The sequence below is a fragment of the Hungatella effluvii genome, assembly GCF_003201875.1.
GTDB classification, from domain to species: Bacteria; Bacillota; Clostridia; order Lachnospirales; family Lachnospiraceae; genus Hungatella; species Hungatella effluvii.
The window spans coordinates 15,274-31,829 of sequence record NZ_QJKD01000011.1 but is presented as its reverse complement, the minus strand read 5'-3'; the positions used below and the strand labels follow the sequence as shown (position 1 = coordinate 31,829).

General features: G+C 49.2%; 15 protein-coding genes. All 15 read right to left on the bottom strand.

Annotation, left to right across the window (positions count from 1 at the left end; all coding sequences use genetic code 11):
* Positions 1-5 precede the first annotated feature (5 nt).
* The gene (pgmB, locus tag DFR60_RS19400; RefSeq protein WP_110324379.1) at positions 6-644 is read right to left on the bottom strand and encodes a beta-phosphoglucomutase; all 639 of its coding nucleotides are present in this window, start codon (positions 642-644) and stop codon (positions 6-8) included.
* A complete protein-coding gene (locus DFR60_RS19395) occupies positions 641-3,001 on the bottom strand; it encodes a glycoside hydrolase family 65 protein (RefSeq protein WP_110324378.1) in 2,361 nt (786 codons plus the stop codon). The genes pgmB and DFR60_RS19395 overlap by 4 nt, the downstream gene beginning before the upstream one ends.
* Before the next feature lie 97 nt (positions 3,002-3,098).
* On the bottom strand, positions 3,099-4,124 hold the full coding sequence (locus tag DFR60_RS19390) for a LacI family DNA-binding transcriptional regulator (protein ID WP_110324377.1): 1,026 nt from the start codon (positions 4,122-4,124) through the stop codon (positions 3,099-3,101).
* Between the two features lie 97 nt (positions 4,125-4,221).
* On the bottom strand, positions 4,222-4,842 hold the full coding sequence (locus tag DFR60_RS19385; RefSeq protein WP_110324524.1) for an epoxyqueuosine reductase QueH: 621 nt from the start codon (positions 4,840-4,842) through the stop codon (positions 4,222-4,224).
* 160 nt (positions 4,843-5,002) lie between these two features.
* Positions 5,003-6,148, bottom strand: coding sequence for an RNA polymerase sigma factor RpoD (rpoD, locus tag DFR60_RS19380; protein ID WP_002603379.1), 1,146 nt, complete (start codon positions 6,146-6,148; stop codon positions 5,003-5,005).
* A gap of 106 nt (positions 6,149-6,254) precedes the next feature.
* A complete protein-coding gene (locus DFR60_RS19375; RefSeq protein WP_110324376.1) occupies positions 6,255-7,157 on the bottom strand; it encodes a diacylglycerol/lipid kinase family protein in 903 nt (300 codons plus the stop codon).
* 5 nt (positions 7,158-7,162) lie between these two features.
* Entirely contained in the window at positions 7,163-8,260 is a 1,098-nt protein-coding gene (mutY, locus tag DFR60_RS19370) for an A/G-specific adenine glycosylase (RefSeq protein WP_110324375.1), read from the bottom strand.
* A 2-nt stretch (positions 8,261-8,262) separates the two neighbouring features.
* Positions 8,263-9,240, bottom strand: coding sequence for a biotin--[acetyl-CoA-carboxylase] ligase (locus DFR60_RS19365; RefSeq protein ID WP_110324374.1), 978 nt, complete (start codon positions 9,238-9,240; stop codon positions 8,263-8,265).
* A 5-nt stretch (positions 9,241-9,245) separates the two neighbouring features.
* Positions 9,246-9,554 carry a DUF6637 family protein gene (locus DFR60_RS19360; RefSeq protein WP_110324373.1) on the bottom strand — a complete coding sequence of 103 codons (309 nt, stop codon included), beginning with the start codon at positions 9,552-9,554 and terminating at the stop codon, positions 9,246-9,248.
* A 3-nt stretch (positions 9,555-9,557) separates the two neighbouring features.
* The gene (gene argF, locus DFR60_RS19355) at positions 9,558-10,493 is read right to left on the bottom strand and encodes an ornithine carbamoyltransferase (protein WP_110324372.1); all 936 of its coding nucleotides are present in this window, start codon (positions 10,491-10,493) and stop codon (positions 9,558-9,560) included.
* A gap of 559 nt (positions 10,494-11,052) precedes the next feature.
* Positions 11,053-12,207 (bottom strand): patatin-like phospholipase family protein, encoded by a 1,155-nt coding sequence (locus DFR60_RS19350; protein WP_110324371.1) that lies wholly within the window; start codon positions 12,205-12,207, stop codon positions 11,053-11,055.
* A 133-nt stretch (positions 12,208-12,340) separates the two neighbouring features.
* The gene (locus tag DFR60_RS19345; protein ID WP_002603372.1) at positions 12,341-13,279 is read right to left on the bottom strand and encodes an SPFH domain-containing protein; all 939 of its coding nucleotides are present in this window, start codon (positions 13,277-13,279) and stop codon (positions 12,341-12,343) included.
* Between the two features lies 1 nt (position 13,280).
* Positions 13,281-13,721, bottom strand: coding sequence for an NfeD family protein (locus tag DFR60_RS19340; RefSeq protein WP_110324523.1), 441 nt, complete (start codon positions 13,719-13,721; stop codon positions 13,281-13,283).
* Between the two features lie 142 nt (positions 13,722-13,863).
* Positions 13,864-14,643: a TrmH family RNA methyltransferase gene (locus DFR60_RS19335; protein WP_110324370.1), complete on the bottom strand. Its 780-nt coding sequence runs from the start codon at positions 14,641-14,643 to the stop codon at positions 13,864-13,866.
* Entirely contained in the window at positions 14,640-16,553 is a 1,914-nt protein-coding gene (locus tag DFR60_RS19330) for an NAD(+) synthase (RefSeq protein WP_110324369.1), read from the bottom strand. The genes DFR60_RS19335 and DFR60_RS19330 overlap by 4 nt, the downstream gene beginning before the upstream one ends.
* Between the last annotated feature and the right edge of the window lie 3 nt (positions 16,554-16,556).

Sequence of the window (16,556 nt, the reverse complement as noted above, 5' to 3'; positions counted from 1 at the left end):
GCACCTTAAACAACTTCTAACAATTCCTCAAACCTTTCCAGCCGGTATGTAACCCCTGGTACTGCCGTCCCATCACCAATTCCAGCACTGTCAAAACCACCTGCCAAGGCCGCCATAATCCCCGCTGCTGCATCCTCTACGACCAGACATTTTTCCGGTGCCAGTCTCAGATCATCTGCAGCTCTTAAAAATACCTCTGGATCCGGTTTTGACTTGTTAAGGCCATTTCCATCAGATATTGCATCGAAATACTTGATAAGTCCTGTTTTCTCCAGAATAAAACCTGCATTTTTACTGGAGGAACCTATCGCCAATAGATAGCGCCGCACTCTTAGTTCATCCAACGTTGCAAACACAGCGTCCTCGATATCGGATTCGCTCATCGTCTCCAGAAATTCCCTGTAATATCTGTTTTTCTCCTCTGCCAAAGCTATTTTCTCTTCAACAGACAACGGCTTATCGTAGTTTTCAAGTATAATATCCAGACTTTCCATGCGGCTTACTCCTCTGAGCCTGTGATTTTTTGCTTCGTTAAACTCAATCTTCAGGGTATCAGCTATCCTTTTCCATGCTTGATAATGGTACCGGTCTGTTATGCAAAGAACACCATCCAGATCAAAAATAATCCCCATATATTTTTTCATGCTGTCGCTGTACCTTCCCTTCCCACTGTTACGGAATCCCCGCATTTGATTTCAAGTTTTCTCCCCATCACCTGCAGTATGATCGCAGATCCATGATTTTTAACGTTCACTGTCTCCCGTTCAACACTAATCTCCAATTTCGCCTTACCAAAGCAAATCCGGTAAAAAAGATTATCCCATGCATCTGGAAGGATGGGATTCAGAACCAGTTCTCCATCTCGTATACGAACACCTCCAAAGCCCATAACTACACACTGCCAGATACCACCCATGGCAGCACTGTGTATCCCCGCATCTGAAGATTTCATCGCAGGCCCTAAGTCAATACGGGATGCTCCCTGAAAAAACTGGTATGCCATTTCCTCAAATCCCAACTCGCAGGCAGAGACACAGTGAGCAGACTTACTTAATGATGAGTCATGGAGCGTACATTCCTCATAATAGATAAAATTCTTGCGTCTGATTTCTTCTGAAAAACGATCGCTCAAAAGCTGCATGAGCAAAACTACATCAGCCTGCTTGATCACCTGGAAGCTGTTAATCTGCTCCATATTATAATCATCATAAATTGTACCTACTACAGAGCAGGATTTGTATTTTGCCAGGTCAAGCTTCTTAAGTTTCCAAAAGCCATCAAACTGAGGGATCAGTCCGCTGTCCTTTTCAGGAAGCGGCAGATAAAGCAGCCGTCTCCTCTCCTCCAGCTTTTCCTCTAATGCACTTAAATCCATCTGAGAATTCAGACGACTATAAATATCTGACTTTTCCCGTCTGCATAACTGTATCAGAATACATGCCAGTTCCATGTTGAAATGAACCATATAATTTGTATATGCGTTATTGTTTACATGCTCCTTATATTCATCCGGCCCGATAACATCATTGATTTCATAGCGCATTTCTGTATCATTCCATTCCACACGGTCTGCCCAGAACCTTGCCGTATCAAAAATCATTTCATAGCCGCATGTCTCCATAAATGACTCATCTGCTGTGACCTGGTAATAACTCCATATGGCAAATGCGATGTCTGCAGAAATATGCTGTTCAATAATTCCAGTCAGTATTTTTAAAGTTTCACCGGTCACTACATCTGCTGCCCCCCACAATGGAGTAGTCTCCCCGTCGTCAATCCATGCTGATTCCCAGGGATACATAGCACCTTCGTAACCGTTTTCTAATGCTTTTTTTCTGGCTCCATACAGATTCTTATACCTGTATTCCAACAGTGTTCTGGCTGTTTCCGGCTGAGTCATCATATAATAAGGCAGAATAAATATCTCCGTATCCCAGAACGAGTGCCCCTTATACCCTTCCCCGCTCAAGGCTTTGGCTCCAATCCCCACCCGGCTGTCATCTTTTTTTACCATAATATTTAAATGATATATGGCAAACCTGATCGCCAATTGATCAAACGGGTCTTCCGATCTAATTCTTATATCTTCCTGTTCCCATATCTCTCTCCACACTTTGGCACTTTCAATTTTCAAAATATCATATCCAGCTGCACAGGCTTTTTCGATATGCTCTCTTCCCTTTTCCATGAGAAATGTTTCCCAGTCTGATATCTCAATTCCTTCATACTCCAGATCTCTGCTGGTATGGATTACAGTCATCTTTTCTACAGTCAGTACTTCGTTCTTTTTTAGTTGAAACTCAGACCTGACTTTAATTGCCCTGCGTTCTATAATCGGTAAAAGTTCTGGCTCTCTCACATCCCCATTCAGGGAAAATATGTGACCGGTATGGATCGCAGCCGTTACCCCGGATTGAATGGTTTTACATACCATTCCGAGATAGCGGCCACTGTGAAACCGTCTGGTTCCCTCAGTAAAATGCTGTGTTCCTGTATTCGTGACCGTTCCGTCAATTCCACTGGTCAGTCTTATTTCAATGTCCCGGTTTAAAGGCTGGATCTCCACGCGTTCTGCCATCACATTCATATCCTCCATGGAAACAATACGCCGAAAGGAAAATCTCACCTGATGTCCGGCCGTATCTTCCCAAACAGTCGTTCTCACCATTTCTCCGTTTTTTAAATTCATAATTCGGCTATATTCAAGTACTTTTCCTCTCAACATGGAAAAACGACTGCCTTCAATATCTATTTCAATCCAGGTAGTATCCGGAAAATTCGGCAGTTCTGTCACTTCGCTCTCATGAAAGCGATCAAAAGTACCTGTCACAAAGGTTCCTCTTTTTTCTCCCACATAGCGCTCGTTCAAAGCATTTCTGACGCCCAGATATCCGTTGCCCTGGCAAAAGATGGCCTCGCACTTCCCCAGACTTTCTGCATCAAACCGTTCCTCCTCAATTAGCCAGTTTTCCAGTTCCTTCGTTCCTTTATCATATCTCATGAAGTTTTCTCCTGCACAAATTTTCTCTTTTTCATTTACAAAGTTTTACAAAAACGTTTTTGTAATTGAGCTAAAAAAATAGCCTGTGGCTATCTTTTTAAATCTGTAACTTTCTGACACTATCCCGCTCCACAAATTGAAATGGTACATAGATCCCGCTCGGTGTCTCCAATCCATTCATCTTGTTCTGCAGGAGTGCTGCAGCCTGATACCCCATCTCCACAAAATCCTGCTGAATCGTTGTAATAGCCGGTGTTGTATATTCTACGATGGGTAAACCGTCAAATCCAATAATCGATATATCTTCCGGTATCTTAAGTCCCTCTTCTTTTACCGCTTTCATAACTCCTAATGCCATCAAATCGCTCATGCATAAGAATGCTGTAACTGCGTCTCTGCCCTTGGTCTGCAGAAATTTTCTGGTATTCTCATATGCAATCTCTTCGCTGAATTCACAATACAGAATGCAGTCTCTTGACAGTTCTTTTCCGTTTTCCTGAAATGCGTGATAAATCCCCGCAATACGTTCCATAGTTACAGCAGCATTCTTGCGACCGCTGATCACGACGATCTTTTGATGATTGGCATCAAACAGATACTGGGCCTGAGCTCTCGCTGCCTCTACATTATCTGTAGAAACATACCCCAGCTGCTGCCCCTGAAGGTTTACATCAATCAGCACACACGGAATCTTAGAATTAATTAACTCTTCAAAATAGGAATCATTCGTCTTAATTCCGCTTAAAATCGCCCCATATAAGCTGTGCTCCATACAGAATCTGACATAAGGCTTACGGTTCTGATTAGCAGAATCTGTGGTATATAAAGCTACCTCCATACCATTTTCAAAAGCATATTTATAAACACCCTGAAGCAGCATGTAAACCGTGTTATCCTTCCCACTGCTTTCCAAAAGGCCTGATACTATCATACCAATATTCGGCGCCGCTTTAGAGGAGAGACTTCTGGCATTCACATTCGGTGCATACCCCAATTCCCGAACCGCTTCAAAAATACGCTGTCTGGTCTCCTCGCTGATATCCTGATAACCATGAAATGCTCTGGATACTGTCCCGGGGCTAACCCCCGCATATTTTGCTACATCTTTTATTGTTACTCCCATTTATTTACTCCAAAAACGTTTTTGTAATTTTAAAATAGCACATTTCTACACGAATGTCAACAGGTTTTCTACAATTTATCTTTTGCCGAGTAACGGTTCAGCCTTCACGAGCCTCCTTAGAATAGACGCATCCGCAGTAATCCTGCCGGTATAGACCGTACTCCTCCGACAGCTGCACAGACCGCTTATAGCCGTCTTTTTTCTTAAAATCGGATGGAAGATACGCCACGCGGTACTCCTTCGCCAGCTTCTCTCCGATCTCATTCAGTTTCTCTGCATTTTTTAAGGGGCTGATGGTAAGCGTCGTCGTGAAATAATCATAGCGGCCGGCAGATGCGACCTTGGCGGCTTCCCGGAGCCGTAAATCGAAACATTTAAAGCAGCGTTCTCCGCCCTCGGGAACCTTCTCGAGTCCTTTGGCAATCCGGAAGAATTCGTCCGGTTCGTAGGGGCCGGTACGAAAGAGCACGGGATGCGCAAGCTTCATCTCAGAGATCAGCTTCTCCTGCTCCTTCACCCGCTTCATATACTCCTGAAGCGGATAGATATTCGGGTTATAATAGTACAGCGTAATCTCAAAGTATTTTGATAAGTATTCCAGAACGTAGCTGCTGCAGGGAGCACAGCAGCTGTGAAGCAGCAGTCTCGGCACCTTCCCCTGTTTCTCAAAGTCTTCCAGTATGGTGTCCAGCTCTTTCTGATAATTTCTGTGGTTCATCCTCTTTTTCTCCTTCTCTGATTCACAGGCAAAGACCGATGCTCCGCTGAAGCGGAACCCGCCGCCGTCTAAAATCTCCGTATGTATTGCCGTCCTGCATCTACATTTGCAAAGCACAAAAAGGCGTGAGCACTCTCATGCCACGCCTCCTTTCTGCTTCTTACAAGAAGTCTCTGATTCGTTTGCTCCGCACCGGGTTTCTGAGCTTTCTGAGTGCTTTCGCCTCGATCTGCCGGATACGTTCCCGTGTTACATTAAATTCTTTGCCCACTTCTTCCAGTGTGCGCGGATGTCCATCCTCAAGGCCGAAGCGCAGCACGATAACCTGACGCTCCCTCTCCTTTAAATCACCGAGCAATGCGTCGATATGCTCACGGAGCATTACGGACTCCACGTTTCCTTCCGGAGTCACCACATTGTTATCGGCGACAAAATCGCCTAAGTTAGAGTCATCCTCTTCACCGATCGGGGTCTCCAAAGAAGCTGGTTCCCTGGCAATCTGCATGATCTCCATTACCTTGTCCTCAGACATGTCGAGCGCGTCTGCGAGCTCAGTGACGGAGGGCTCATAGCCCAGTTCCAGCGTCAGCTTTCTCTGCATTTTTGACATTTTATTGATGGTTTCGACCATATGCACCGGAACACGGATTGTCCTTGCCTGATCGGCAAGCGCCCTTGTTACGGACTGGCGAATCCACCACGTAGCATATGTACTTAACTTATAACCTTTTGTATAATCGAACTTCTCAACGCCCTTAATAAGACCTAAATTTCCTTCCTGAACAAGGTCTAAAAAGCTCATACCGCGGCCGGTATACCGTTTGGCGATGCTGACAACCAGTCTTAAGTTCGCTTCAATCAAGCGCTCCTTCGCATCTTCATCTCCATCGGCTTTTCTCTTTGCAAGACGCAGTTCCTCGTCCGCGCTTAAAAGCGGAACGGTACCGATCTCTTTTAAATACATGCGGACAGGATCCTCTGTACCTATTCCCTCCAGCAAGTCAATGGCATCGAGGTCGATATCCTCCTCATCCGCCCCTTTAATAAAGCTGTCATCCAGATCATCGTCGAGCAGCAGAGCATCATCTGACAGGAGCACATCATCAGCCAGTATCGAGTCGTCAATTACCGGGATCACGTCAACGCCGCGATTCTCCAGGTACGAATAGATCTGATCCATCTGCTCCGGGGTCAGTGATTCCCCCATAAAGAAGTTGTTAATCTCCGTTACGTCCAAAGCATTATGCTTTGATTTTCCCAGTTCCACGAGCTTCCCCAGCTTCTCTAAAAAATTATCTTTTTCCACTTAATAACGTCCTTTCGCTAAGAAGTATACATAAAAGTCCACACAACTTTTCATTATATACTACCGGATTACATATTTCAACATTTTTCTGCGCTAAATTGCAGATTTATTGTTTTTTGGAAGGATTTCTCATAATCCGGATCTGTTTTTGCAGATTTATGATCTGAGTCTCCATGCGTGTACCTCCGAATTCCCCATCCAGAACCCAGTCCACCGGTTCTTCCGGAATCACCGTGAGCGCCTTCGTCCTGAACTTATGAACGTACTCGTTAGGCTCTTCCTTCAAGAACATATAGTTGACAATGTTGCTTAGATCCAGAGGCGTTCTCGGCGTCCTGATTAAGAGCACCTCGAATTCTCCGTCATTTAAAGCCACATTCTGCGTGACCAGGCCCTTGAAGCCTCCCACGCTGATGGTATTCGTCACCATTCCAAAGATAAATTCCCCTTCCAGCGTAATCTCCTCGCTCTCCACACGCAGGCGGTAGGACTTGATGGAAGTCAGGCTCTTCACACTCTCCAGCATATAAGCCTGATGACCCAGCATATTCTTCTTATCCTGGGGCGTTAAGTAGGACACTTCCGTAAATGCGCCAAAGGCCGCGATATAAACGAAATTCCTGTCCCCGCAGAAGCTTCCGATATCGACAGGATACGCTTCCCCCTCCACCGCCAAATGCGCCGCAGCAATCATGTTCTTCGGGATTTTTAAGCTGGAGGCAAAATCGTTGGTGGAACCGGCGGGAATATATCCAAGATCCGGAATCCGGTCCAGCAGCATCATACCGCTTATGGTCTCGTTCAAGGTCCCGTCGCCGCCGCTGCAGACGATTAAGTCAGCGTCATTGCCCCTTGCCGCGGCAACCTCCATGGCATCCTTAGGCCGCTGGGTCACATGAACAGAAACTTCATACCCGGCTTTTGTGAAGATATCCAGAATATCCATCAACCGGTTTCTGATCTGAGCCTTCCCGGAACGTGGATTAAAGATAAACAGCATTTTTCTCATTATTCTCACCTTATCATCATAGTATACGCCTTAAATGCACTTGGCAGTGAATATGTCTCCCTGATCTCTTCCGGCGTCACCCAGAGGTAGTCTCCGGCCGGTTTTTCCTGCAGTTCCACGGCAAATCCCCTCATACGCCACTCCACATGGCTGAAGATATGCTTCGCCTCCGGAAGCCGGCGGACCGCTGCCAGCGGGACACGGTACATCTGCGCAAGCGCCTCATCTTCCAGCCATCCTTCCGCGCCCGGAAGCTCATAGAGGGAGGCCAGAAGGCCGCTGCTATCCCGTTTGCGGATCGCCGTGCGCCCCTCCCACTCCAGAATAAGGATGGTCTTCTCCTCGATCTTTCTGGACTTTTTCGGTGTTTTTACAGGAATCTCCTTTGTGAGACAGTCACGCCTCGCCACGCACACAGAGGCCATGGGACATTCTCCGCAAAGCGGCTCCCCATTGGGAACACAGACAATGGCCCCAATCTCAATGAGCGCCTGATTATAGCTTCCGGCCCCCTCCTTGGGCATGACGCCGAGAAGCAGATCCTCCATCTGTTTTTTGACCGACTGCTTCAAAATGTCTTCCCTGCTCCCCGTCACACGGGATATCACCCGTAAAACGTTGCCATCCACGGCGGGAACGGGAATTCCATAGGCGATGGAGGCGATGGCGCCTGCCGTATAGGATCCAATCCCCGGAAGTGTTTTTAGAGCTTCCCAGGAAGCCGGAATGACTCCTCCGTACTGCTCCATAACGACACCCGCCGCCTTTTTTAAATTTCTGGCCCGGTTGTAATAGCCCAGCCCTTCCCACAGCTTAAAGAGCCTGTCCTCTGGCACTGCCGCCAGCGCCGCCGTATCGGGAAGCGCCGCCATAAATCGCTCAAAATACGGCTTCACAGCCTCTACTCTTGTCTGCTGCAGCATAATCTCAGAAATCCATACGCGGTATGGCTCGGGATTCTCCCGCCACGGAAGGACCCTCGCATGGTTCTTGTACCAGGAAAGCAGCGGCTTCTCCATGGCCTTCAGCCGCTCTTCCTTCGAAAACTCGTCCTTCTTCGGCTCCAGCGTCTGCAGTTGATCGTAAAAAGAATAATTATTCATACTTATACATATCCATAAATTCCCCGGACAGATACCTCTCCGGAGACCACACGGACCACCTTTCCATCGGCCTTCTCAACGATCAGCTCGCCTTTCTCATCAATGCCCAGCGCTTTGCCCGTATAGGCGCCCGCGGGATCCAGGACCTTCACTTCCCTGCCGAGATTTGCCATATGTTCATTATATACATCCATGAGGCCGGCTAAACTGCCGCATGACTTAAACTTTACATAGTATCCCTCGTATGCCTTCATCACAACGGCAATCAGCCTGCTGCGCCGCACCGGGCCTCCGGTCAGGATACGCAGGGAGGTGGCTGACTCCCCCACTTCCTCCGGGAACCCGGTCATATTGGCATTGATGCCGATTCCGGTGACCACGTAGTGGATTCCTTCCAGCTCGGCGCTCATCTCTGTCAAAATACCGCAGAGCTTCTTTCCTTCCGCCACGATATCATTGGGCCATTTGATGACCGTTTCAAGCCCGGTCGTCTCCTTAATGCCGTCATAGACTGCGAGAGCCGCCACCAGCGTCAGCATGGAGGCCGATGACGGAAGGATGTCCGGCCTTAAGATCAGGCTCATGAAAATGCCCGTCCCGGAAGGAGATACCCACATCCGGCCCCGCCGGCCCCGCCCTGCGTTCTGAAAGTCCGTGACCACCAGGGTCCCGTCCGGAGCGCCTTCCTCCGCCAGCTTTTTGGCGCGAATATTGGTGGAATCAGTCTCCTCATAGTATACGATCTTCTTGATAAATCCGCCTTCCATGCTGCTCATAAGCTCGGCTTCCGTGATCACATCATCGCTGCTTAAGAGACGGTACCCCTTATTGCGTACCGCCTCGATCTGAAATCCTTCTTCCTTCAGCTGGCCGATGGCCTTCCACACGGCCGTCCGTGACACGCCGAACCGGTCGCACAGCTCCTGTCCGGATACGAATCCAGCCTCATCTTTTATAGCTTTCAAAATCTCTGTCTTCACCGCTCTCACCCCCACCAGATGCTGACCGCACTGATGACAGCGAGGGCAAGCAGCACAATTCCAAACAGGAGAACCAGAATCCCCGAGGCCTTTTTCTTCTTTTCGCGGCCGCTCATGCGGATCTTAAAGACCGCATTCAAGATATTGAGCGATGCCGCCAGGAGGAAAATGACCGGAAACAGCAGCATATGGTCCTCCGGGTTCAAAAATGAGATGACCGCCAGCGCGACGATCAGGATTCCTATGATAATATGGGCCGCATCCAGCATCATGGACAAGTTTCTCGGGTTTCTGCTTCGTTCCTGTATATACATGTTCTATTCTCCTAACGTCGCCACCATCACAGCCTTGATGGTGTGCATTCTGTTCTCTGCTTCGTCAAAGACCACGGAGGCCTCTGATTCGAACACATCTTCCGTCACCTCGTTGCCCTTTACGGCCGGGAGGCAGTGCATGAAAATGGTGGTATCCTTTTCCGTCTTCTCCATCAGCGCAGCGTTCACCTGGTAAGGCTTTAAAAGCGCCACACGCTCGGCCGCCTTGTCTTCCTCGCCCATAGAGCACCATACGTCGGTATAGATCGTATCCGCGCCCTTTACGTCATCCACGTTCTCGGTCAGAGTGACGGTGCTTCCGCTTTCCTTCGCATAGTCCTGGCACAGCGTGACCAGCTCGTCCTTCGGCCATAAGCATTTCGGAGCCAGAATCGTGAAGTTGACGCCCATCTTGCTCATACCGATCATCAGGCTGTTGGCCATATTATTGCGTCCGTCGCCTGCATAGACAAAACTCAGCCCTTTTAAGTAACCAAAATGTTCCTTCATGGTAAGTAAGTCCGCCAGAATCTGGGTCGGGTGGTAATCGTCCGTCAGACCGTTCCACACCGGCACACCGGCGTATTTTGCCAGATCTTCCACTGTTTTATGTTTAAATCCACGGAATTCGATTCCGTCAAAGATTCTTCCCAGCACGCGGGCCGTGTCCTCGACACTCTCCTTGTGTCCCAGCTGAATGTCATCCTTGCCTAAATACTCGGGATGAGCCCCTTCATCCACCGCGGCCACGACGAAAGAACACCTGGTACGCGTGGATGGTTTTTCAAATATAAGGGCGATATTCTTCCCTTTCAGAGAACTTCCGGTCTCGCCTTTTTTTTTCTTTGCCTTTAAATCCGCGGCAAGATCCAGCAGATATCCGATTTCCTCCGGTGTATAGTCCTTTAATGTAATAAAACTTCTTCCTTTTAAATTCATAATGCTTCCTCCACTTCTCTTTTTGTATTTTTATACACCATTATAGTATATTATGCATAAACATGCAATCTTTTTTTCAGCCATTCCAGAATAAACTTGTAAACTTACAGAATTATGAAAAGCTGCTTTCGTCAATCACTTTAGCCGGGATTTCGGGGTTTTTGTTCCGCCAGGGAGCCGGGGCCGGAGCGCTTCCCCCGGTTTCGGTGATTTTTGCAGGACGTCGGCAGTTCTTAGGTCGGAAGGGTGCAAAAGCAAGGGGAAAAATCTGACCTCAAAGTCAGATTTTTAGAGGACCTGAATCGGGAAGTCCTTCAGGAGTTCCCGATGAATGTCATCGGTACCCTTGTTTTTGTATCCTTCCGGCCTTAGAGATGCCCCGGCCGAAACCATGAGCCGAAATCGGGGGAAGCGCTCCGGCCCCGGCTCCCTGGCGGAACGAAAACCCCGAAATCTCTCTCAACCTCATGAAAAACACAATTCTTAATCATTCTGTAATTTTATAAGTTTATCCTGCAGCCATTCGACATTTGGCGCGCCTTTTCTTCCTATTACATTACTATAATGGAATCCGGCTGTCAAGAGAGTGCAGCTTCATCATTATTTTTCCAATCAGGCGGTCCACCGTATAAATCTGAAAACGGTTGATCTTCAGCCGCTTCGCCAAGTCCTCCAGAATCGCGATATATAAATCCCTGTAGTTCCAGTCGTCTTTCAGTTTAAACTCCACAGCCATCCTTGGAAACAGGGTCTCCGTAAACATCCGGTAACCATTCAGGCTCTCCCGGGTCTCCTGATCCAGATCTTCTTCGACATAAATCTTTAAAAGTTCCAGTTCCGACATCATCTTATCAAAGTAGTACGGCTCGGAACCTGGTGCATCAATATAATATATACGCCCGGCAAGTCCATATAAGAACCTTTTCGCGTCATAATACCCCAAAGTCATGTTTTTTCTGCTCTGTTTCTTGTCGAATTCCAGAATTCCGCCCAGATCCTGGCGGGGAGCGATGTGATACACGTTGGCTCCCTCCGGAATCTTTGTCACCTTTTCACTGTCAAAGCCCCAGCCGTAGATGCGGATCACGATGATATCCTCATAGCCCTTATCCAGCAGAACGCCCAGGGGAACGTTGTTGAAGCCGCCGCCGTCCCGGTATCGCTTACCGCCCAGCTTTTCGTTCTTAAACGCCAGAAAATAGGCGCTGGCCAGCAGCATATCCTTCACCGATCCCTCTTCACCGCTCTTGACATCCACTGCCAGTTCCTTGTGCTCCGACACGGAATACGTCACGGCAAAGAGTTCCCGATCCGACTCTCTGATGCTGGATTCGTCTCCCACCACCTCGGCAATCAGATTCTTTAAGGGCGTCACATCGAAACCGCCATCCTTGATGAACTGGAACCCGCTGTTTAGAATCTCCTGCATGTTAAGCGCCTTGAAATCCTTCTTTTTCAGCGCCTTTATGGTCTCGTCACTGACATCCATCACCCGGGAATATTCGATGTTCTTCCAGATATCTTCCGCTTTCTCCAAATCGTCCATGCAGATCAGCGCGCCGTTCAGCGAACCGACCGAAGCGCCTGCGATACCCTTAATTCGGACGCCCGCCTCCCGAAGCGCCTTCCACGCCCCGATCTGGTAGGCTCCCTTGGCGCCTCCGCCCTCTAAAACGATACCGTATTCCTTTGTCAAATCCAGTTTGAGTTCCATTCACACCTCCTGCCTGCATTCTCTAAGTCAAACGCCGCGCCGGAGCGCGGCTGCAACGCTTATATGAATGAGAAAAACGCAGCACGGGAGCTTATGCCCCCTGCTGCGAATTCTCTAATTACCTTTCACATTCCTATTTAGGATCCTTCGGGATCTCAGTGATGGAGGATACAAGACCCGCCAGCCCCTGAATCTCGGATGGAATAATAATCTTTGTTGCTTTGCCGTCGGCTACTGCCTTAAGAGCCTCTAAGCTCTTGATCGTCAGAACCGCCTGATCGGCTCCCGCTTCCCTGATCATACGGATACCGTCTGCATTCGCCTGCTGAACCTTTAAGATAGCCTCAGCCTGACCTTCTGCCTCACGGATTCTCTTTTCCTTCTCGGCCTCTGCATGAAGGATCGCCGCCTGCTTCTCAGCCTCCGCATCGAGAATGGCGGATTCCTTCTTACCTTCTGCAACCAGAATGGTGGATTTCTTCTCACCTTCCGCACGAAGGATGGATTCACGGCGCTCACGCTCTGCCTTCATCTGCTTCTCCATGGCATCCTGAATCGCTGCCGGAGGCATAATGTTCTTAAGTTCTACACGGTTGACCTTGATGCCCCATGGGTCGGTGGCAATGTCGAGGGATTCTCTCATCTTCGCGTTGATCGTCTCTCTGGAGGTCAGTGTCTGGTCGAGTTCCAGATCACCGATGATGTTACGGAGAGTGGTTGCCGTTAAGTTCTCAATCGCCATCAGCGGATTCTCAACCCCGTATGCGTAAAGCTTCGGGTCTGTAATCTGGAAGAAGACAACCGTATCGATTCTCATGGTAACGTTATCCTTTGTGATAACCGGCTGCGGCGGGAAATCTGCCACCTGCTCTTTTAAGTTCACACGTTTGGCCACACGGTCAAGAATCGGCATCTTGATATGAACACCGACTGACCAGGTTCCCAGATAGGCTCCCAGACGTTCTACAACCAACGCCTGCGCCTGCGGTACGATCTTAATACATGATGCCAGTATTGCCAGAATGATTATTAATACTATAATGACTGCAAAAAACCCTATTGCTCCATTCATACTACGCTTCCTCCTGAGTCTCGCTTACAATTAGTTTTACGCCTCTGATATCTTTTACTTCCACGAGCGTGCCGACCGGATAAATATTTCCGTCGTCCTCTGCTCTCGCCGTCCATTCCTGTCCGTTCAATACCGCCGCCCCGGTTCCTTCCGTATTATTCACCTCGGAGGTAACCTTCGCGTGCTTTCCAATCAGACTTTCCGAGTTGGTTTTCACGGTGTTATGATTCACGTACTTTAAGGCAAACGGCCTCGTAAAAAACAACAGTATAAATGATACGATTACAAATGCAGCAAGCTGAACCTGTACGCTGACACCCAAAAGTGCCAGTACAAATGCAACGAGTGCGCCCCCTGCGAACCAAATGGTCGTCAGGGCCATAGTTGCGGCTTCAATCCCAAGTAATACTACAAAGGCTATGAGCCAGTAGATAGCTGCCATCTTATCAATCCCCTTCCTGAGCCAGTAATAGGCAAAGCTGCCAGGCATATCTTTCATTTGCACTAATCATACTATATTTTCAGACATTTCTCAACATTTACCGTCTAAAAATGCCTTACAATTTTCTGACGGGCTGCATTTTCTAATTTCTTCGCTGTCTTGCCGCCTCAAACATGAGCACAGAGGCCGCTACTGCCGCGTTTAGGGATTCCACTTTTCCCATCATGGGAATCTTGACATACGTGTCTGCCATAGCCGCTGTCTCGTCGCTTAAACCGCCCGCTTCATTGCCAATTAAAAACCCTGTATCAACAGTATAATCTTCTTTCTCATAATTATTCCTGCCTGATAAATGGGCCGCGTAAAGGCAGATACCGCGTTTTTTTATTTTGGCCAGCGTCTCCGGTAAACCGGCGGTATAGACAAAGGGCACACGGCACACGGACCCCATGGTGGAACGGATTACTTTGGGATTATAGATATCGGCTGTGGTGTCGCTCATGACCACTCCGGTAATGCCCGCTCCCTCTCCGGCGCGCAGGATGGTTCCTAAGTTTCCCGGATCCTGAATCGTATCGAGAATCATGAGGAGCGCCGGACCCGGCCGGTCTAATATATCATCAATCGTGTATGCATACTGCTTTACCAGAGCCAGGACACCCTGAGGCGTGGCCGTATCGGACATGGTCTTAAACACATCATCCGCCACCTCCTCATAATTCATAGAACCGATCACCTTCCGGCCCTCCGGATTCTTTAAGAAGCTTTCCGACACGAACAGGCTGTCGATCCGATCCCTGGGAATCTCTTTGAACATGCGGAGGCCTTCCGCCACAAACAGTCCGGTCTCTTTCCTCGCCTTCGCCTTCTTCGTCAGATTCATGACCTGCTTTACTTTTCCGTTGGCGCTGCTGGTAATCATGACAATCCCTCCAGTTCTTCCAGCCACAGACGGCTGCTGGCATCGCTGGGCATACGCAAGTCTCCCCGCGGCGAAACCGCGACGGAGCCCACCTTCGGGCCGTCCGGCAGGCAGGAACGTTTAAACTGCTGGCTGAAAAATCTCCGGTAAAATACTTTCAGCCACTTTAAGATCGTTTCGCCGTCATACTCTCCGCCAAAGGCCGCCTTCGCCAGACGGTACACCTTGGCCGGACGGTAACCGTACCGCAGAATCTGATACAGGAAGAAATCGTGAAGCTCATAGGGTCCCACCAGATCTTCCGTCTTCTGGGCGATCTCGCCCTCCTTCGGCGGCAGAAGCTCCGGGCTCACCGGTGTATCCAGCACGTCTAAAAGGACCGTTTTCAATTCTTCTTCCCCACACGTGTCGGCATAATAGCGCACCAGATGGCGCACCAGCGTCTTCGGTACCGACGCATTGACCCCGTACATGGACATGTGGTCGCCGTTGTAGGTGGCCCATCCGAGCGCCAGCTCCGACATATCGCCGGTGCCGACCACCATGCCGTTTAACCGGTTCGCCAGATCCATGAGAATCTGGGTCCGCTCCCGGGCCTGGGCATTTTCATAGGTTACATCATGGTTGCCGCTGTCATGACCGATGTCACGAAAATGAATCGTAACTGCTTCCTTTATGTCGATCTCAGTCAGCTCGGCTCCCAGCTTCTTCGTCATCAGGCAGGCGTTCTGATACGTCCTGTCTGTGGTTCCGAAGCACGGCATAGTCACGGCATGAATCTGATTTCTCGGGATTTTCAGCATGTCAAACGCGCGCACCGTCACCAGCAGAGCCAGCGTGGAATCGAGGCCGCCGGAAATGCCGAGAACTGCATGGATGCATCCGGTATGGGAGAGACGCTTCTTTAAGCCCATGGCCTGAATGGACAAAATCTCCTCGCAGCGTCTGTTTCTCTGTCCTTCATCCGTCGGAACAAACGGCATCGGATCGATCGGGCGTTCCAGGTCATACTCCTCTTCCGTTATATGAAATCCAACGGTAAAATATGCGCTGTCGTCACGAACCGGATACGTGGAGAGGCGTCTTCTCTCATTGTTCAGACGTTCCAGATCCAGATCCGCGAATATCGTATCGTTCGCAAACCGTTTCGATTCCGCCAGGCATGTTCCGTTTTCAGTTATTAAATTCTGTCCTCCGAACACCAGGTCCTGGGTAGACTCGCCGTCTCCCGCATTGGCATAGACATAGCCGCAGACGAGGCTGGCGGAATGGCCGGTAATCAGGCTTCTGCGGTAGATATCCTTTCCTGTGGTCTCGTCGCTGGCTGAACAGTTGACGATCACAGTCGCTCCGGCCGCTGTATGGCGAATCGATGGCGGACACGGAACCCAGGCGTCCTCGCAGATTTCCGCAGCTACGATAAATCCCGGCATCTCCTCACAGGCAAACAGGATATTCGTCCCCATGGGGAAACGCTGTCCCTCCCAGCTTACCATCACAGGAACCTCATTGCCCGGCTCGAAATAACGGCGCTCGTAGAATTCCGCATAATTAGGAAGATTCGTCTTCGGCACCACGCCCAGGATTCTGCCGTTCTGGACCGCCACGGCCGAATTATAGAGCTTTCCGCCCCTCTCCCACGGCATTCCTATGAACGCCAGAAGATCGGAGCCTTCCGTCTCCTTTAAAATCTCTTTCAGCTCTCTTCTCGCACCGGACAGCAACGCGTCCTGGCCGAATAAGTCCCCGCATGTATATGCGGTAAGCGACAGCTCCGGAAATACCATAAGCTTCGCCTTTCTCTCTATACCCGCCCTGATCAGAGCGCAGATTTCTGTCCTGTTAAACTGAGGATCAGCCACTTTTACATCCGGAGTCGCTGCCGCTACCCGGATAAATCCGTGTTTCATATC